Source organism: Pseudomonas sp. P9_31 (genome assembly GCF_034008235.1).
Taxonomy (GTDB): Bacteria; Pseudomonadota; Gammaproteobacteria; order Pseudomonadales; family Pseudomonadaceae; genus Aquipseudomonas.
The window spans coordinates 569,590-588,942 of the sequence record NZ_CP125375.1 but is presented as its reverse complement, the minus strand read 5'-3'; the positions used below and the strand labels follow the sequence as shown (position 1 = coordinate 588,942).

15 protein-coding genes are annotated in these 19,353 nt (G+C 60.7%); 4 read left to right on the top strand and 11 right to left on the bottom strand.

What is annotated here, in order from left to right; genetic code table 11:
- Nucleotides 1–137: 137 nt before the first annotated feature.
- From fdhA to QMK51_RS02600, 8 genes are all read right to left on the bottom strand, one after another.
- Nucleotides 138–1,337 carry a formaldehyde dehydrogenase, glutathione-independent gene (fdhA, locus tag QMK51_RS02635; RefSeq protein ID WP_320393095.1) on the bottom strand — a complete coding sequence of 400 codons (1,200 nt, stop codon included), beginning with the start codon at nucleotides 1,335–1,337 and terminating at the stop codon, nucleotides 138–140.
- A gap of 179 nt (nucleotides 1,338–1,516) precedes the next feature.
- Complete coding sequence (gene purU, locus QMK51_RS02630) at nucleotides 1,517–2,374, bottom strand: formyltetrahydrofolate deformylase (RefSeq protein ID WP_258698741.1); 858 nt, start codon at nucleotides 2,372–2,374, stop codon at nucleotides 1,517–1,519.
- A gap of 180 nt (nucleotides 2,375–2,554) precedes the next feature.
- Nucleotides 2,555–3,187, bottom strand: coding sequence for a sarcosine oxidase subunit gamma (locus QMK51_RS02625; RefSeq protein WP_320393094.1), 633 nt, complete (start codon nucleotides 3,185–3,187; stop codon nucleotides 2,555–2,557).
- Nucleotides 3,188–3,342: 155 nt separating this feature from the next.
- Nucleotides 3,343–6,360, bottom strand: coding sequence for a sarcosine oxidase subunit alpha (locus tag QMK51_RS02620; protein WP_320393093.1), 3,018 nt, complete (start codon nucleotides 6,358–6,360; stop codon nucleotides 3,343–3,345).
- Entirely contained in the window at nucleotides 6,357–6,686 is a 330-nt protein-coding gene (locus QMK51_RS02615) for a sarcosine oxidase subunit delta (protein ID WP_033053963.1), read from the bottom strand. Before QMK51_RS02615 ends, QMK51_RS02620 begins: the two co-directional genes overlap by 4 nt.
- A 14-nt stretch (nucleotides 6,687–6,700) precedes the next feature.
- Nucleotides 6,701–7,951: a sarcosine oxidase subunit beta gene (locus QMK51_RS02610; protein ID WP_007907561.1), complete on the bottom strand. Its 1,251-nt coding sequence runs from the start codon at nucleotides 7,949–7,951 to the stop codon at nucleotides 6,701–6,703.
- Nucleotides 7,952–7,974: 23 nt separating this feature from the next.
- Nucleotides 7,975–9,228 carry a serine hydroxymethyltransferase gene (gene glyA / locus QMK51_RS02605; protein ID WP_223485487.1) on the bottom strand — a complete coding sequence of 418 codons (1,254 nt, stop codon included), beginning with the start codon at nucleotides 9,226–9,228 and terminating at the stop codon, nucleotides 7,975–7,977.
- Nucleotides 9,229–9,539: 311 nt separating this feature from the next.
- Nucleotides 9,540–10,256: a TraX family protein gene (locus QMK51_RS02600; RefSeq protein WP_320394472.1), complete on the bottom strand. Its 717-nt coding sequence runs from the start codon at nucleotides 10,254–10,256 to the stop codon at nucleotides 9,540–9,542.
- A 132-nt stretch (nucleotides 10,257–10,388) separates the two neighbouring features.
- On the opposite strand from QMK51_RS02600, the gene QMK51_RS02595 reads away from it, so the two are divergent.
- The 3 genes from QMK51_RS02595 to QMK51_RS02585 all read left to right on the top strand — a co-directional run bounded on the left by QMK51_RS02595 (nucleotide 10,389) and on the right by QMK51_RS02585 (nucleotide 13,184).
- Nucleotides 10,389–11,429 (top strand): low specificity L-threonine aldolase, encoded by a 1,041-nt coding sequence (locus tag QMK51_RS02595; protein WP_258698738.1) that lies wholly within the window; start codon nucleotides 10,389–10,391, stop codon nucleotides 11,427–11,429.
- A gap of 254 nt (nucleotides 11,430–11,683) precedes the next feature.
- On the top strand, nucleotides 11,684–12,217 hold the full coding sequence (locus tag QMK51_RS02590) for an REP-associated tyrosine transposase (RefSeq protein ID WP_320393092.1): 534 nt from the start codon (nucleotides 11,684–11,686) through the stop codon (nucleotides 12,215–12,217).
- A gap of 142 nt (nucleotides 12,218–12,359) precedes the next feature.
- Nucleotides 12,360–13,184: an NAD(P)-dependent oxidoreductase gene (locus QMK51_RS02585; protein ID WP_320393091.1), complete on the top strand. Its 825-nt coding sequence runs from the start codon at nucleotides 12,360–12,362 to the stop codon at nucleotides 13,182–13,184.
- Between the two features lie 105 nt (nucleotides 13,185–13,289).
- On the opposite strand, the gene gbcB is transcribed toward QMK51_RS02585, so the two are convergent.
- Entirely contained in the window at nucleotides 13,290–14,390 is a 1,101-nt protein-coding gene (gene gbcB, locus QMK51_RS02580; RefSeq protein ID WP_320393090.1) for a glycine-betaine demethylase subunit GbcB, read from the bottom strand.
- A gap of 282 nt (nucleotides 14,391–14,672) precedes the next feature.
- On the opposite strand from gbcB, the gene gbcA reads away from it, so the two are divergent.
- Nucleotides 14,673–15,965: a glycine-betaine demethylase subunit GbcA gene (gbcA, locus tag QMK51_RS02575; protein WP_258698734.1), complete on the top strand. Its 1,293-nt coding sequence runs from the start codon at nucleotides 14,673–14,675 to the stop codon at nucleotides 15,963–15,965.
- A gap of 120 nt (nucleotides 15,966–16,085) precedes the next feature.
- Here gbcA and QMK51_RS02570 read toward each other — a convergent pair whose 3' ends face one another.
- Both QMK51_RS02570 and QMK51_RS02565 read right to left on the bottom strand, forming a co-directional pair.
- Complete coding sequence (locus QMK51_RS02570; RefSeq protein WP_320393089.1) at nucleotides 16,086–17,333, bottom strand: metallophosphoesterase; 1,248 nt, start codon at nucleotides 17,331–17,333, stop codon at nucleotides 16,086–16,088.
- Between the two features lie 26 nt (nucleotides 17,334–17,359).
- Nucleotides 17,360–19,228 carry a hypothetical protein gene (locus QMK51_RS02565; protein WP_320393088.1) on the bottom strand — a complete coding sequence of 623 codons (1,869 nt, stop codon included), beginning with the start codon at nucleotides 19,226–19,228 and terminating at the stop codon, nucleotides 17,360–17,362.
- Between the last annotated feature and the right edge of the window lie 125 nt (nucleotides 19,229–19,353).

Genomic DNA, 19,353 nt, shown 5'->3' with positions numbered 1-19,353 from the left:
CAGGTGGCGTTAGCGCGATGAATGGCACGCCCGCTCCCGCTGAACGGCCGCAGGGCGGTTCCTTGTGGCGAGGGGGTGGTGTGCTCCCCATAAAAAACGGCGACCCGAAGGCCGCCGCTTTTGTTTTGCATGAAGCTTTACGCCGCACTAAACAACTTGTGCGGATCGATCACAAACTTCTTCGGCACGCCCGCATCGAACTCGCCATAACCCCGTGGTGCGTCGTCCAGGCTGATGACTTCCACCCCCACGATGTCGGCAATCTTGATGCGGTCCCACATGATCGCCTGCATCAACTGGCGGTTGTACTTCATCACTGGCGTCTGGCCGGTGTGGAAGCTATGGGATTTAGCCCAGCCCAGACCGAAGCGGATGCTCAGGCTGCCCATTTTCGCGGCGGCATCCACCGCACCTGGATCTTCGGTCACGTACAGGCCAGGGATACCGATTTTGCCAGCCACGCGAACTACGCCCATCAGGGAGTTGAGCACGGTGGCCGGGGCTTCGTGTTTCACGCCAGAATGGCCATGACCGCGGGCTTCGAAGCCCACCGCATCGACGGCGCAATCGACTTCAGGCTCGCCCAACAGCGCAGCGATCTGCTCGTGCAGCGGAGTGTCTGTCGACAGGTCGGCGATTTCGAAACCCTGAGCCTTGGCGTGTGCCAGGCGGATCGGGTTGACGTCACCGATGATCACCACCGCCGCGCCCAACAGGCGAGCGGAAGCGGCAGCCGCCAGACCAACCGGGCCGGCGCCCGCGATGTACACCGTGCTGCCTGGGCCAACACCGGCGGTCACTGCGCCGTGGTAGCCGGTTGGCAGGATGTCGGAGAGGCAGGTCAGGTCGCGGATTTTCTCCATGGCCCGATCGCGATCCGGCAGTTTCAGCAGGTTGAAGTCGGCATACGGCACCATGGCGTATTCGGCCTGGCCACCGGTCCAGTCACCCATGTCGACATAACCATAGGCACCGCCCGGACGCGCCGGGTTGACGCTCAGGCAGACACCGGTGTGCATCTCTTTGCATGAACGGCAGCGCCCGCAAGCGACGTTGAATGGTACCGATACCAGATCGCCGATCTTCAGGTTCTCGACATCGCTGCCCTTCTCGATCACTTCACCGGTGATCTCGTGGCCCAGTACCAGGCCGGTTTGAGCGGTGGTACGACCACGCACCATGTGCTGGTCGGAACCACAGATGTTGGTGGAAACTACGCGCAGGATGACACCGTGCTCGATCTTCCTGCCGCGCGGGTCCTGCATTTTGGGATAGTCGATTTTCTGTACTTCGACCTTGCCAGCGCCGAGATACACCACACCACGATTACCAGACATGCTTTCACCTCGCTGTTGTTTTTATGTAGCGGTCGCGTCGCCAAGGATCGGCGGCGCGTTGATTGCTCGGGTTATTGCCTGTGTGTCTTGTGTTGTTTGTTATGCCACCATCGCGAGCAGGCTCGCTCCCACATTTGATCGCATTCCCCTGTGGGAGCGAGCCTGCTCGCGATGGCGATCTAAAGAACAACAGTGCGATTGGCGTTCAAAAACACGCGTCGTTCAATGTGATAACCAACGGCCCGCGCCAACGTCAGCCCTTCAATATCCCGCCCCTTGGCGATCAAGTCTTCGGGATAGTGGCTGTGATCCACAGCCTCCACGCCCTGGGCGATGATCGGGCCTTCGTCCAGGTCGTTGTTGATGTAATGCGCCGTGGCGCCAACCAGTTTCACGCCCTTGTTGTAGGCCTGGTGATAGGGCTTGGCCCCCTTGAAACCCGGCAGCAGGGAGTGGTGAATATTGATCGCCTTGCCGTCGAGTTTGCGGCACAGCTCTGGCGACAGGACCTGCATGTAACGGGCAAGAATCACCAGTTCGGCGCCGGACTCTTCGATCACCTGCCAGACCTGACGCTCCTGGGACGGCTTGTCGTTGGGGTCCAGCGGAAAGTGGTAGTACGGAATCTGGTGCCAGTCGGCCAACGGCTTGAGGTCCGGGTGGTTGGAAACCACGGCCGCCACGTCCATCGACAACTGGCCGATACGCTGGCGGTAGAGCAAATCGTTGAGGCAGTGATCGGCCTTGGAGACCATGATCACCACTTTTGGCCGGTAATTCGGCGGGGTCAGCTCGAAGATCATCCCGAAGGCGTTACCACGCTCTGCCAGACCTGCGCGAAAGGCTTGTTCGTCGAAGCCATCAGGCTGACGGAATTCCACGCGAATGAAGAAACGGCCCGAGAGCCGGTCATCGAATGAATGGTGCTCGGTAACGTAGCAGCCCTGCTCGAACAGAAAGCGGGTCACCGCATCCACGGTGCCGAGGACGCTGGGGCAGTCGGCGGTCAGAATCCATGTGTCTGGGGCGCGGCTCATAGTGCGGTGACTCCTGTTCGAAAATACCTAGGCGACTGCGAAGACCTGTGGCGAGGGAGCTTGCTCCCGCTGGGTTGCGAAGCAACCCCTATTTCAGCAACCGCATTCCTGCAGAAGGAACGCGGACTCAGGTTTTACGACTGCTGCGCAGCCGAGCGGGAGCAAGCTCCCTCGCCACAATTACGCCTGGACGCTAAGCCCGTATTCGGCGGCAGCATCCTGCAACCACAACCACCAGTAATCCGAGAAGCTGCGGCGAATCAGCAGTTCCCAAGTGTCTTCGGCGGTATGGCGGATCACCAGTTGCGACTTGGCGAACACCGTGCCAACAGCCTTGCCCACCGGGAAGTTGTTGGGGTGCACGTCGTAGCTGGTGGATTTCATCAGCACCTGGCGCACATTCGGGCCGCTCAGTTCGAGGATCTGCTGGCCACCACTGACGTTGACGATCTGGATGTGCAGGTCGCCCAGCGCCTCACGCAGTTTTTTCTCGGCGGCGAATTCTTCACCGGTCGGCACGATCAGCAGCCATTCATCCGGCCCCATCCATTGCAGGCTGGTTTCGCCTTTGATCACCACGGTCAGCGCGGACGGCAGTTCCAGGCCGAGGGCCTTGTGCACGCCAGCGGCGAACGCGGCATCGTGGCCATCGCCACGGATGGTCAGGTGACCGAGGAGTTTTTTCTCACGCACGGTCACGCCGGCGTTCTTGCGACCTTTGCCCACCAGGCTGGCGAGGTCGGCATGATGCAGCGACGACTCGGCCTTGGCCCCAGTGGTTGGGCGTTGTTGGTAAACATTGGCTGCGGTCATAAAGCACCTTTCTTTTGTTGATCGTTCCCACGCTCTGCGTGGGAATGCCGCCATGGACGCTCTGCGTCCGGCTGTTAAAGAGGGACGCGGAGCGTCCCGGGATGCATTCCCACGCTGAGCGTGGGAACGATCAGCAGAGCGTGGGAACGATCGACTTACACGTTCTGGCGATCGCCTTTCGGATCGAAGAACACCGAAGAAACGATTTCCGCCTCGATCACGCTGCCGTCGGCCAGCGGTGCGAACACCCGCTCACCCATGCGTTTCAGGCCGCCCTTGACCACACCCATGGCAAACGAATAGCCGAGGGAGTTGTGCAGGTAGCTGGAAGTCACGTGACCGACCATGGTCATCGGGATGGTTTGCTTGGTGTTGAACACCAGTTGCGCACCTTCCGGCAGCCATTTGGTCGGATCGATCGGCTTCAGACCAACCAGCTGTTTGCGCTGATCACGCACGCAGTCTTCGCGGTTCATTCCACGCCAGCCGATCCACGAGAACGGTTTGGTGCGACCGACACACCAGCCCATGTTCAGGTCGTCCGGAGTCATCGAGCTGTCAGTGTCCTGACCGACGATGATGAAGCCCTTCTCGGCCCGCAGTACGTGCATGGTTTCAGTGCCGTACGGAGTCAGGTTGTACTGCTTGCCGGCCTCGACGATTTTCTCGAGTACGCCCATGGCGTAGTCGGCCTGCACGTTGACTTCGTACGACAGCTCACCGGTAAACGAAATCCGGAATATCCGCGCCGGTACGCCACCGACCAGAGCTTCTTTCCAGGTCATGAACGGGAAAGCTTCATTGGCCAGATCGACGTCGGTGACTTCGCTGAGCAGCTTGCGGCTGTTCGGCCCGGACAGGGTCATGGTTGCCCAGTGATCCGTCACGGAAGTGAAGTACACCTTCAGGTCTGGCCATTCAGTCTGATGGTAGATTTCCAGCCACTGCAGTACGCGTGCGGCGCCGCCGGTGGTGGTGGTCATCACGAAGTGGTTGTCGGCGAGGCAGGCGGTTACGCCGTCGTCGAACACCATGCCGTCTTCTTTGCACATCAGGCCGTAGCGGGCCTTGCCCACGTCGAGCTTGGTCCAGGCGTTGGTGTAGATGCGGTTGAGGAACTCACGGGAGTCCGGGCCCTGGATATCGATCTTGCCCAGGGTCGAAGCGTCCAGCAGGCCGACGCTGTCGCGCACGGCTTTGCATTCGCGCTTCACGGCGGTATGCAGGTCTTCACCGTTTTTCGGGAAGTACCAAGGACGCTTCCACTGACCGACGTCTTCGAATTCGGCGCCGTTCTTCACGTGCCAGTGATGCAGCGCGGTGAAACGAACCGGCTCGAAGATGTGCCCACAGTGACGACCGGCCACGGCGCCGAAGGTCACCGGCGTGTAGTTCGGGCGGAACATGGTGGTGCCCATCTGTGGGATGGTCACGTTCAGCGAACGGGCGGCGATGGCCAGACCGTTGACGTTGCCGAGCTTGCCCTGATCGGTGCCGAAGCCCAGCGCGGTGTAGCGCTTGACGTGCTCGACCGACTCGAAGCCTTCGCGGGTCGCCAGTTCGATGGCGGCAGCGGTGACGTCGTTTTGCAGGTCGACGAATTGCTTCGGCGCCCGTGCGGTGGCTTTTTCGTGAGGCACCTGGAACAGCGCCAGCGTCGGCTCTTCCAGACGGCTCAAGGCTTTCGGCAATACGCCTTCGACCTTGCTGAAACCGGCTTCGCTAGCGGCGCGAGCACCGCCTTCAAAACCGTCGGCCAGCGAATCGCCGAGGCCGTAGACGCCGTTGATGCCACCGACGCACACGCGTTTTTGCGGTGCTTCGCCCGGTACGAAACCGAGGATGTCTTCACGCCAGATCGGCTTGCCACCCAGGTGCGATGCCAGGTGAACCACCGGGCTGTAGCCGCCGGAACTGGCGACCAGATCGCAATCGAGCCATTCGCCCGGGCTGGTCACGGTGTGTGCTTTTACATCAATCGCGGCAACGCGAGCGGCGGTGACGTGTTTGCTACCACGGGCTTCGATCACGGCGCTGCCGGTCAGGATGCGGATGCCTTTGGCGCGGGCCTCTTCCACCAGTGCACCACGCGGGTTGCTGCGGGCATCGGCGATGGCGACGACTTGCAGGCTGGCATCGAGCCAATCCAGCGCTACGCGGTAAGCGTGGTCGTTGTTGGTCGACAGCACCAGTTTCTTGCCCGGTGCCACGCCGTAACGACGAACATAAGTCGACACAGCGCCGGCGAGCATGTTGCCCGGCACGTCGTTGTTGCCGTAAACCAGTGGACGCTCGTGAGTACCGGTCGCCAGCACCACACGCTTGGCGCGAACCCGGTGGATGCGCTGACGCACCTGGCCGATCGGGGCGCGGTCGCCGAGGTGATCGGTGAGGCGCTCGTGAATGGTCAGGAAGTTATGGTCGTGGTAACCGTTGACGGTAGCGCGCGGCAACAGCAGCACGTCCGGGGTGTTTTTCAGCTCGGCGATGACGCTGGCGACCCACTCGGTAGCGGGTTTGCCGTCGAGGCTTTCGCGGGAATCGAGCAGGCTGCCGCCGAACTCTTCCTGCTCATCGGCCAGAATCACACGCGCACCGCTACGGGCAGCCGCCAGTGCAGCCGCCAGACCCGCAGGGCCAGCGCCGACGATCAGCACGTCGCAGTGCTGGTTCATGTAGTCGTAGGTGTCCGGATCGTTCTCGGTCGGCGAGCGGCCAAGGCCGGCAGCCTTACGAATGTACTTCTCGTAGGTCATCCAGAACGATTGCGGGTACATGAAGGTTTTGTAGTAGAAACCCGGTGGCATCAGCTTGCCGCCAACCTTGCCGAGAATCCCCATCATGTCATTGTTCACGCTCGGCCAGCCGTTGGTGCTGGTGGCGACCAGGCCTTGGTACAGCGCTTGTTGCGTGGCGCGCACGTTCGGGATCTGCGTGGCTTCGGTCGCGCCGATCTGCAGCACAGCATTCGGCTCTTCGGCACCGGCGGCGAAGATGCCGCGCGGGCGCGAGTACTTGAAGCTGCGGCCGATGATGTCGACACCGTTGGCCAGCAAGGCGGCAGCCAGGGAATCGCCTTCGAAGCCTTTGTAGACCTGGCCGTTAAAGGTGAAGCTCAGCACTTTGTTACGGTCGATGCGTCCGCCGTTGGACAGGCGATTGATCTGGCTCATACCTTCTCTCCCAGAGCCGTGGCGGCCGCTTTCGGGCTGTCGGTCTTGTCGGTGAACTGCGGCTTGGCGCCGATCTTGTAGGTTTCGAGAATCTCGTAGGTCACGGTGTCGCGGGTGGCGTTGAAGTACTGACGGCAACCGGCGACGTGATCCCACAGTTCGTGGTGCAGACCGCGAGGGTTATCGCGGAAGAACATGTAGTCGCCCCACTCCTCGTCGGTGCAGCTGTTCGGATCCAGTGGACGCGGGATGTGCGCCTGGCCGGATGCATGGAATTCCTCTTCGGAGCGCAGTTCGCCACAGTGAGGACAGAAGATATGCAACATAGGGATTTCTCCTGTTAGTGGGCGACTGCCGCAGCGCCGTGTTCGTCGATCAACGCACCGCTGTGGAAGCGGTCGATGGAGAAAGGTGCGGCCAATGGGTGCATTTCACCCTTGGCCAGGCTGGCGGCAAACACGTTGCCCGAGCCAGGTGTAGCCTTGAAGCCACCGGTGCCCCAACCGCAGTTGAAGAACATGTTCGGTACCGGGGTTTTCGAGATGATCGGGCAAGCATCCGGCGTGGTGTCGACGATGCCGCCCCACTGACGGTTCATGCGTACGCGGGACAGCACCGGGAACATCTCGACGATGGCCTGGATGGTGTGCTCGATCACCGGGTACGAACCACGCTGGCCGTAGCCGTTGTAGCCGTCGATACCGGCGCCGATCACCAGGTCGCCCTTGTCGGACTGGCTGATGTAACCGTGTACGGCGTTGGACATGATCACGCTGTCGATAATCGGCTTGATCGGCTCGGACACCAGCGCTTGCAGCGGGTGCGATTCGATCGGCAGACGGAAACCGGCGAGTTTGGCCATGTGCCCGGAGTTACCGGCGGTGACCACGCCGACGCGCTTGGCGCCGATGAAGCCCTTGTTGGTTTCAACGCCGATGCACACGCCGTTTTCCTTGCGGAAACCGATCACTTCGGTCTGTTGAATCAGGTCCACGCCCAAGGCGTCGGCGGCACGGGCAAAGCCCCATGCCACGGCATCGTGACGGGCCACGCCGCCGCGACGCTGGACGGTGGCGCCCATCACCGGGTAGCGAGTGTTCTTCGAGCAGTCGAGGTACGGAATCTCGTCAGCCACTTGTTTGGCATCGAGCAGTTCGCCGTCCACGCCGTTGAGGCGGTTGGCGCTGACCCGACGCTCGGAATCACGAATGTCTTGAAGCGTGTGGCACAAGTTGTAAACGCCACGCTGGGAGAACATCACGTTGTAGTTCAGGTCCTGGGACAGGCCTTCCCACAATTTCATCGCGTGTTCGTACAGGTGCGCCGACTCGTCCCACAGGTAGTTGGAGCGGACGATAGTGGTGTTGCGCGCGGTGTTACCGCCGCCCAGCCAGCCTTTCTCGACCACGGCCACGTTGGTGATGCCGTGTTCCTTGGCCAGGTAGTAGGCGGTCGCCAGACCATGCCCGCCACCGCCGACGATGACCACGTCATAGACCTTTTTCGGGGTCGGCGTGCGCCACATCTTCTGCCAGTTTTCGTGATGGCTGAGGGAGTGTTTGAAGAGGCCGAAGCCCGAATAGCGTTGCATAGTCATTTACTCCAAAACCGCGCTCAGCGATAAACCGGGAAGTCCGCGCACAGGGCTGCCACTTGCTGCGCGACATTGGCCTCGACATCGGCATCGCCGAGGTTGTCGAGGATGTCGCAGATCCAGCCGGCCAGCGTGACGCACTGGGTGACCTTGAAGCCGCGAGTCGTCACCGCCGGGGTGCCGATACGCAGGCCGGAGGTCACGAACGGCGACTGTGGATCGTTCGGGACAGCGTTCTTGTTCACGGTGATGTGGGCGCGACCGAGTGCTGCGTCCGCCTCTTTGCCGGTGAGGCCCTGACGGATCAGGCTGACCAGGAACAGGTGGTTATCGGTGCCGCCGGACACTACATCGTAGCCGCGTTTGATAAATACGCCGGCCATGGCCTGGGCGTTGTCGATCACTTGTTGCTGGTAGGCCTTGAAGCCAGGCTCCAGTGCTTCCTTGAAGCACACTGCTTTACCGGCGATGACGTGCATCAGCGGGCCGCCCTGGGCACCCGGGAACACCGCGGCGTTGAGCTTCTTCTCGATTTCTTCGTTGGCCTTGGCCAGGATCAGGCCGCCACGCGGACCGCGCAGGGTCTTGTGGGTGGTGGTGGTCACCACGTCGGCGTAAGGCAGCGGGTTCGGGTACAGGCCGGCAGCGACCAGACCTGCGACGTGAGCCATGTCGACGAACAGCAGCGCACCGACCTTGTCGGCGATCTGGCGGAAACGTGGGAAGTCGAGGGTCTTGGAGTAGGCCGAGAACCCGGCGACGATCATTTTCGGCTTGCACTCGACGGCCAGGCGCTCGACTTCGTCGTAATCGATCAACCCGGTTTTGGTGTCGATGCCGTACTGCACGGCGTTGTACAGCTTGCCCGAGGACGACACTTTAGCGCCGTGGGTCAGGTGACCACCGTGGGCCAGGCTCATGCCGAGAATGGTGTCGCCGGCTTGCAGCAGGGCCAGGTACACGGCGCTGTTGGCCGAGGAACCGGAGTGCGGCTGCACGTTGGCGTAGTCGGCGCCGAACAGTTGCTTGGCGCGCTCGATGGCCAGGGCTTCAACCTTGTCGACGTGCTCGCAGCCACCGTAGTAGCGCTTGCCCGGATAGCCTTCGGCGTACTTGTTGGTCAGGCCGCTGCCTTGCGCTTCCATGACGCGTTTGCTGGTGTAGTTCTCTGACGCGATCAGCTCGATGTGATCTTCCTGGCGTTGCTCCTCGGCATTCATCGCCGCCAGCAGTGCATCGTCGTAACCCTTGATCTGGTCTTGCTTGCTGAACATCGCGTCTCTCCCAGCGGCATCTATGCGCCATTCGTCTCGGTAAGGCACTGGCATTACGGCAGTGCCCTTTGGATGCGATGGTATGACCGGCGCAGACAGGTCAAATGCCTATGGACGCCACGCAAAGGTGCGTTTACGACATGAGCCGAAAAGCCTGACCGGACACAATCTTCAAATCAGAATGGATCCCTTGTGGGAGCGGGCTTGCCCGCGATAGCGGTGGGTCAGCTGACATCATGCTGGATGTGATGCCGCCATCGCGGGCAAGCCCGCTCCCACAGGGTTTGCGCGCCCCTGTAGAAGGTCAGGAGTCAAGCGATGAGTGGGCGTAAGGTCAGAAGCACGAGGAAATGCGCGGGATAGAGCGTGTAAGCCCAACGGCGCATCGGCAGTGGCCGGATGCCTTGGGCGTGTCGCAATAGCAGCAGCCCCAGCAACGGCGCAATCAGACACGCGGCAATACCGAGGATCGCCGCACCGCTGCCGAACCGGGCAGCGGCATACAGCACCTGCCATTGATTGGCCGCCAGGCAGACCAGCCCCGGCAACAGGCTGAAATACCAGGGCCGGTGGATCACCAGCAACATCGACAGTGGCAACAGCACACCGAAGAAACCGAACATCAGTCGCTCCTGGAACAGTGCCGCCAGCATCAAGGCACCGACCGCCAACAGTCGCGATTGCAGCCTTCCGTACTGCCAGCCACGGGCCACCAACAACCCCAGAGCCAGCGTGGGCAACACGTTTAAGGTGTCGGAGTCAGGAATGTACATCCGGTAGGGGATTTCGCTCAGAGCACTAAACAACAGCAACCAACCGAGGTAGCGCCACTGGCCGTCGGTCATGACTACGCGGGCACGCGACAGGTTTGCCGCCATCGCCAGGCAAAACCATGGAAACGCCAATCTGCCCGGCACATACAGTAGATCGATGGAGTACCCGACATATCGCAGGTGATCGAGCACCATGCTCAGCAGCCCCAGCCACTTGAGCAGATCCAGTGCACCATCCCGTTGAGTCATGTGCATAATTGCCCGAGGCGTTTGTATTTTTTCTGACAGACTCATCCCGTGTGCTCCCCGGACGATCTTCGGTAGAGTGCGCACCATCATTGACCACGAAGCTCTTCACCATAAGAGTTTCGACCACGGAAGCCGGCCATGACCGATAAGAGCCAACAATTCGCCAGCGACAACTATTCCGGTATCTGCCCTGAAGCCTGGGCTGCCATGGAACAGGCCAACCACGGCCACCAGCGCGCATACGGCGACGATGAATGGACCGCACGCGCGGCCGATCAATTCCGCAAACTGTTCGAAACCGACTGCGAAGTGTTCTTCGCCTTCAACGGCACTGCGGCCAACTCGTTGGCCCTGTCGTCGCTGTGCCAGAGTTACCACAGCGTGATCTGTTCGGAAACCGCCCACGTCGAAACCGACGAATGCGGCGCGCCGGAGTTTTTCTCCAACGGTTCCAAGCTGCTCATCGCCCGCACCGAAAACGGCAAGCTGACGCCGGAATCGATCCGCGAAATCGCCCTCAAACGCCAGGACATCCACTACCCGAAACCACGCGTCGTGACCCTGACCCAGGCCACCGAAGTCGGCAGCGTGTACACCCCGGAAGAAATCCGCGCCATCAGCGCCACCTGCAAAGAACTGGGCCTGAACCTGCACATGGACGGCGCGCGGTTCTCCAACGCTTGCGCATTTCTTGGCTGCTCACCAGCCGACCTGACCTGGAAGGCCGGCGTCGACGTGTTGTGCTTCGGCGGCACGAAAAACGGCATGGCGGTGGGCGAAGCGATTCTGTTCTTCAACCACAAACTGGCCGAAGACTTCGATTACCGCTGCAAACAGGCCGGGCAACTGGCGTCGAAGATGCGCTTCCTTTCGGCGCCGTGGGTCGGGATTCTGGAAAACGACGCCTGGCTCAAATACGCCCGCCACGCCAACCACTGCGCGCAGCTGCTGGCCGAACTGGTGAGCGACATTCCAGGCGTGGAACTGATGTTCCCGGTGCAGGCCAACGGCGTGTTCCTGCAACTGTCGGAACCGGCCATCGCCGCGCTGACCGCCAAGGGCTGGCGCTTCTACACCTTCATCGGCAACGGCGGCGCACGGTTCATGTGCTCGTGGGACACCGAAGAAGAACGCGTGCGCGAATTGGCGACGGATATTCGGGAAGTGATGGCAGCCTGAAGCCCCCTCCAGGCTGATCGTTCCCACGCTCTGCGTGGGAATGCCTCTCGGGACGCTTCGCGTTCCTGCCTCACCGCCGATGCAATGCCGAGCACCGTTGTGACGCAGAGCGTCACGGGCTGCATTCCCACGCAGAGCGTGGGAACGATCATTAGAGGCGCGTCGCAATTTCCCACTCTCTCTGCGGCGCTGTCCGCTAGCCCCACTACATCACCCCGCTCACGCTAGTCATTCCCTCGCAAAGGAATGCATCCATGGGCCGAAGCCGCTACACCATCACCGAGCCCGATAAACCCCATTTCTTGACCTGCACTCTCATGGAATGGCTGCCGCTGTTTATCCGTCCCTACATTGTCGATCACTTGCTCAATTGCTGGCGCTATCAACAAACCCACCAAGATCTAAAGCTGTATGGTTACGTCGTCCTGGAAAACCATCTGCATTTCGTTGCCGAGGCTCCAGACCTGAGCAAATGCCTCCGCCAGTTCAAATCCTTCACCGCGCGTCAGATCATCGATGATCTGCAAAGCAAAGGTGCCGAACGCGCATTGCAAAGACTGCGTTTCAGCAAACGGGCACATAAGCAGGATCGGGTTTATCAGCTGTGGCAGGAAGGTTCGCATGCGGAACAGGTTTATAGCGAAGCCGTGATGCGCCAAAAGCTGGATTACATCCATTTCAACCCGGTGAAGCGAGGATACGTGGATTTGCCGGAACACTGGCGCTATTCCAGTGCGAGGACTTATGCAGGAATGGAGGGATTAATCGAGATTCAGCGTTGGTCCTGAAGCGCACGGCACTCTCCTCCCGATCGTTCCCACGCCGCGTGGAAACGATCGCAGTGAGTGCGAGGAACAAGTGTCTTTTGGTCTACATTGACTGGCGAGCCGTTATCGATCCGCTCAGATAACAACAATCGGGAGCGTACGCATGTCATTGAAAGGCAAAACCCTGTTCATCACCGGCGCCAGTCGCGGGATCGGTCGTGAGATTGCGCTGCGGGCAGCAAAGGACGGGGCCAACATCGTGATTGCCGCTAAAAGCGCCGCCCCCCACCCCAAACTGCCCGGCACCATCTTCAGCGTGGCGGCGGAAGTCGAAGCCGCGGGCGGCAAGGCGCTGGCCTTGCAGGTGGATGTGCGTGATGAAATGGCCGTGCGCCAGGCCATGGTCGACGCCAGCGAGCATTTCGGCGCCATCGATGCGTTGGTCAACAATGCCGGGGCGATCAAGCTGACCGGGGTGCAACACATCGAACTCAAGCGCTTCGACCTGATGCACCAGATCAACACCCGCGCCGTGCTGCTGTGCAGCCAGGCCGCCCTGCCCTATCTGAAAAAAACCGCCGGCCACATCCTCAACCTGTCACCGCCGCTGAACCTGGCTACCAAATGGTTCGCCCAGTACAGCCCCTACACGGTGACCAAGTACGGCATGAGCATGCTCACCCTGGGCATGAGCGAGGAATTCGCCGCTTACGGCATCAGCGTCAACTCCCTATGGCCGCAGACCATGATCGCCACGGCCGCCATCGAGTTTCAGCTGGGGTCGCGCGAGTCGTTCAAGCATGCACGTTCGCCGGCGATAATGGCCGACGCCGCTTACGCAATTCTGGATAGCAGTGGCCGCAGCATTACCGGGCGCTTGCTGATTGATGAGGAGATTCTGCGGGAGCATGGCGTGACCGAGTTCGATCATTACCGCTTTGAGCCCGGCACCCAAGACAAGCTGATGCCAGACTTGTTTGTGGACTGAAATACCTACCATCGTGGGAGCGGGCTTGCTCGCGAAAGCGGTGTGTCAGGCAACATCAATGTTGACTGTGCCGCCGTCTTCGCGAGCAAGCCCGCTCCCACAGGTTCAAAATTCGATGCGAACGTCACCCTTCGGCACGCTGCAGCACGACAGGATGAACCCTTCGGCTTCGTCTTCCTCGGTAATCCCGCCGTTGTGGTCCATTTCGACCTCGCCCCCCAGCTTCATCACCTTGCACGTCCCGCAGATCCCCATCCCGCAGGCTTTCGGAATCAGCAGACCCAGCTTGGCTGCCGCCGCATGGACGGTTTCGCCCGGCGCGACGCGAATGCTCTTGCCGGAGGCGGTGAATTCCACCTGGTGCAGATCCGCCGCGTCGACTTCCGGCGCGTCCGCTGCTTGTTCGGCTTGCTCCACCGCGTCGGCACGGGCTTCCGGCGGCGTCGCGCCGAAGGATTCTTCGTGATAACGCTTCATGTCGAAACCCGCCGCCTCGAGCATGCGCTTGACCGCGTTCATGTACGGGGTCGGGCCGCAGCAGAAGACTTCACGGTCGAGGAAGTCCGGCGCCATCAGTTCGAGCATCTTGTGATTCAGGTAACCGCGATAACCGGCCCACGGTTCGCCCAGACCATGCTTCTCGCAGATCAGGTGCAGGCTGAAGTTATCGATCCGCGACGCCATGTGTTCCAGCTCGCGGTGGTAAATGATGTCTTTGGGTGAACGGGCGCTGTGGATAAACACCATGTCGACGTTGCCGTTGGTGTCATAGAACCAGCGCGCCATGGACATGCACGGCGTGATGCCGACACCACCGCTGAGGTAGAGTACTTTCGGCGCGGTGAAGTCCATGGCGTTGAACAGCCCGACCGGCCCGTGCACTGCCAGCTCCTGGCCTTCGTGCAGGGTGTCGTGCAGCCAGTTGGAGACCTTGCCCCCCGGCACGCGCTTGATGGTCACCGAAAAGCTGTACGGCACCGACGGCGAACTGGAAATGGTGTAGGAGCGCATGATCGGCACGCCGTCGATTTCCAGCTCCAGGGTGACGAACTGCCCGGGTTTGAAGAAGAACAGGATCGGCTGGTCGGCCATAAAGCAGAAGGTGCGCACATCCCAGGTTTCCTGGATGACTTTGACGCAACGGACTATGTGTCGACCATTGGCCCAGGTCTGGGTGGTTACCGGGTTCAGGAAGCTGTTGGACATGCTGATCTCCACGGCCGACTACCGGCCTTCATGTTGGCGATTCTGCGTATAGCGCAGCCCCTCCATTTACCTATCTGCGACATTCACATACTTATCGCGACCAGCCCCCAATTACCGGGGGTTGCGCGTCGGGAACAGATTGGGCCATGTCGCCCATGGATAAGGTTCTGGCGAGCGCCGGCCCCACACTCGCCCCATACCAAGACACAATCTTTACACCTTGCGTAGCAAACCTGATCAGCCACTTTCGCGGCCACGCAGATGGCCTTGAGGAAACACACGATGGACGTCACCACTACACTGAGCCTGGGCGATCCACTGGAACCCGCACGCAAGGCCACCGCGCAGATGCTGCAAGAGCGCGAGCGCACTTTCTCGCTGCCGCAGCCGTTTTACTCTGACGAGCGGCTGTTTGATATCGACATGCAGGAAATCTTCCAGAAAGAGTGGTTGATCGCCGGCATGACCTGCGAGATCCCGACCAAGGGCAACTACCTGACCCTGCAAGTCGGCAAGAACCCGATTATCGTGATTCGCGGCGCCGACGGCGTGGTGCATGCGTTCCACAACGTCTGCCGCCACCGCGGTTCACGGTTGTGCACCAGTGAAAAAGGCAAAGTCGCCAAACTGGTCTGCCACTACCACCAGTGGACTTACGAGCTGGACGGTCGCCTGCTGTTCGCCGGCACTGAAATGGGCGCCGACTTCGACATGAAGCAGTACGGCCTCAAACCGGTGAACGTGAAGACCGCCGGCGGTTACATCTTCATCAGCCTGTCGGAGAACCCGCCGGCCATCGATGACTTCCTGTCGACGCTCAGCCATTACATGGAACCGTACGACATGGAGAACACCAAGGTGGCGGTGCAAACCACCTTGATGGAAAAGGCCAACTGGAAACTGGTGCTGGAAAACAACCGCGAGTGCTACCACTGCAACGCGTCGCACCCGGAACTGCTGAAAACCCTGCTGGAATGGGACGACGTCACCGACCCGCGTGCCGACCAGGCCTTCAAGGATCACGTAGCCGCCTCGGCCGCTGCCTGGGAAGCCGAGAAAATCCCTTACGCCCACGCCAGTTTCGGCCTGCGTAACCGCATCGTGCGCATGCCGCTGCTCAAGGGCACCGTGTCGATGACCATGGACGGCAAACAGGGCTGCGCCAAACTGATGGGCCGCATCAAGAACCCGGACCTGGGCTCGATGCGCATCCTGCACCTGCCGCACTCGTGGAACCACTGCATGGGCGACCACATCATCGTGTTCACCGTGTGGCCGATCAGTGCTCAGGAAACCATGGTCACCACCAAGTGGATCGTGCACAAGGACGCGGTCGAAGGCGTGGACTACGACGTGGAGCGCATGCGCCAGGTCTGGGATGCCACCAACGACCAGGACCGTCGCCTGGCCGAAGAGAACCAGCGCGGGATCAACTCCACGGCTTACCAGCCTGGACCTTACTCCAAGACCTATGAGTTTGGTGTGGTGAACTTCGTGGATTGGTACAGCGAGCGGTTGCTGAACAACCTTGGGGCGGAAGCTCCAGCCTACCTCAAGGGTGTCGCGGCGCAATAAAAGCTTGATCGTTTGATCGTTCCCACGCTCCGCGTGGGAATGCCTCAACGGACGCTCCGCGTTCGGCTCTTGGGACGCGGAGCGTCCCGGGCTGCATTCCCACGCAGAGCGTGGGAACGATCATTGGGCTGAGGCCCACCTCACACTGCCATCCTCGCCAATAAACGTCTCTTCGATGTTCTCCCCCACCAGCCGCACTTTCACATAACCGTTCAACACCCGATCCGGGTACGCCTCATCCCGCGCATTTTGCGTTTCCGACCACAGCACCCCCGAATGCCCGTTCAGCTCGCTGGCGTTGCCGTAGGGAATCGCCCCGTGCCCGGCGCAACGCGCATGCAACCCGCCTTGAGCGGCGTAGCAGATGCCATTGTGCAAATGCCCCCAATACCAATAATCCGGCTCACGGCCCAAGGCATCGCACACCGGTTGATACAGCGCCGTCTTGTTGTGCCCGGAAATGTCGAAGCCCTGGTGATGGCTGAGCACCATGATCTTCTTGCGCTGAGGCAGGTCTTTCATCCAGTCGATCTGCTGCTTGTTCAGCGCACCGTCCATGTACAGGTTGATCGCATCCGAGGCATAAGCCGTGTCGAGTCCGATCACCAGCCAGTCATCGTTGTACAGCGCAAAATAGCTGGTGCCCTGCTGCGTCGGAAAACGCTTGTCCAGTTCCTTGAAGTAGCCATGGGCGCCGCTGTACATCTCGTGGTTGGAGTTGAGGGTGAACGAGCCGTGCTTGCCCATGGGCCAGCCGACCATGTCGACGTCTTCCTGGGAGCGGGTGCCGGCGTAATACACATCCCCCAAGTGAATGGTGAAGTCGGCCTCGGCCAGCTGCATCTGGTTGGCCACCGCCACCGCCGGGGCATGGCTGTCGAACGGGCCGGTGCCCCAGTCGCCGGCAATGGCCAGGGTCACGTCACTGTCCATGCGCATCAGCGCCGGGTTGGTACCGAACGGCGCGTGATGCCGCAGGTTTTCGATCCACTTGAGCAGCGCCTCGCTCCACAGCAGATCCAGCAGCTCCCATTTGCGACAACCGAGCAGGCTGCCGTCCTTGAGCACTCGGGTTTGCAGTTCATCTGCCGATTGCGGCAAGGGGCTGGCGTTGCCGATGTGCAGGATCGACAGTCCGTGGGACAACTCCCACGGCACACTCGGTTGATCGTCTGGCATATCGCCGTGCTTGAGCACGTATTGCGCCTGATCGTGCCCCCGTTGCAACAGCGCGACGATGGCTTCGAACTCCTCCGGTTCAAGCTCGCTGACGAGCTTCTTCCAGGCCATTTCCAGACGGGTGAACAAGCCGTGCACGCGTAGCTTGACCTTGTCGTACTCGTGTTCCAAATGGCTGACTAATGACATGTCGCTTTCCTCCATCCGTAGTGGAATCACAGGGTTTTCATGAACTCGATGAGCGCCCGCTTATCGAGTTCCGACAGTTGCGTGCCGTACAGGTGGCCACCGTTGTGGTTGCCCTCCAGACGCGTGTCGTATTTGAAGTCCGCCGAGGCTTTCATCTGCTGGCCACTGGTGACGAAGCCGACCTTGTCCTGGTCGTAAATGTCGGAGCCGGTGAAGAACACCTGCGGCCTCTTTTCCGGTGGTTGCAGCAAATCCCACAGGGTCGGCACCGAACCGTTGTGCAAGTACGGCGCGCGCAACCAGATGCCATCGGTGGGCGTGTTGCTGTAGCTCTGGGTCTTGCGATAGGCGCCAAAGTCGAACGGCGCTTTCTTGAAGCCATGGAAAGCCGTGACTAAACCGCTGGTGAACGAGTTCAGCCGATGGGGATCGGTGCCCAGTACATCAATGTTGGTGGTGACCTGACCGGTGTCGGTGCGGCCGAAATCATGGCAACCGGCGCAGTTGTTTTCCCAGACCGGTTTGCCCCGGGCGACTTTGGTCTGGTCCAGCGCGAACGGCCAGGCCGGTGCCTTGTGCCCAAGCAGCCAATTGGTCACCCGGTTGAAACTGTCCGGCAGCACCGACTCCGGTGTCGCGCCCACGGCCATGGCCGCCGCGTAGTTGCGCTCATGGATGTCGTTGTTGTTGCCGTCCCAGTGCAGGTACAGCGACTCCCGAGGCTTCTGGTTCCAGACTTGCGGCAAATCGACGGTGCCGATGGTCGAGTCATCCGGGAAGCCGAACACCACCATTTTCGTCGGGTTGAAGGTGTCGGTGCGCCCCGGCCCTTGCGGTGCGCGCAGTTGCTGCCAGGCATAGGCCTGTTTCTGCTTGATCAGCGCGCTGGTGGCCATCGGGATGATCAGGTAGCGGTTATACAGGCGCTCGAAGAACCCGAGCTGAAACTTGCTGTTGATCGCCGTCATCACCGCGTCGGTGGTGAATTTCGGGTCGCTCGCACAATCGTAGGCGAACCACTGGAAGGCCTGCAGTTGCAGGGTATTGGCCGGCGCAGAGGCCACCGGAGTAGCAACGTCGCTGGCATTGGCGCGGTAGGAGCCGGTGTGGCACAAGGCGCAGTTGGGCTCCACGGTGGGGTAGCCGATCTGCCGCTTGGCCATGCCGATCGGCAGGTCCTTGCCGTTCTCGTAGAGGAAACCGAACACTTCGTAGCCGCCGGGCTTCGGCAGTTTCTCCGGGCACATCTGCGGCAACACGGCGAACAGGTAATAGGGAATCCGCGCTTCGATGCCCAAGCCGATAGCGGCGTACTTGTAGTGGTCTTCGTCGGAAGCGTATTGCTCGGCTGGCACCACTCGCAGCATCTGGTACCAGGTTTCGTAGCCGATAAACCCCAGCGCCAGCACCACGACCAGCGTGGCGACCTTGAAGCTATGTCGCCGCCAGCGTCGCGCCCACGCTGCGCACCACTCACGCCAGCCATCGCGAAGCAGCGCGAAAGGCCGATTGGCCGGAGCGCTGCCCAGGTACAGCAGAATCCCGAGGATCAGGAACATGCTCAGATCGCCCAGCAGCATCGGCACGAACACCTGGGCCTGGTTGCTGGTGTTGATCAGGTAGATCCAGAACGCCACGGCGACCAATCGCGACAACACGCACAGCCACGAATGCACGACGTATTTGGGTGCGTTGAAGCCTGACGGCATGTAAAACAGGCTGATCCCCACCAGCAACATGCCGGCGTTCTCCAGCCAAGGATCGGAGAGCTGCGGCGGCATCCCGAGCATCGAGGTCAGCAATGCCGGCGCGAACAGCGCCGGAATCGCGAAAACCATGTTCATCACGATGCCTATCCAGATGAAGCGTTGAAACCAGCGGATGTAACTGTCCATAGCATCCCTTTCCTTTTATTCCGGAACACCGCCCCTGTGGGAGCGAGCCTGCTCGCGAAGGCGGCGGCACAATCAACATTGCCGTCGCCTGATACATCGCTTTCGCGAGCAGGCTCGCTCCTACA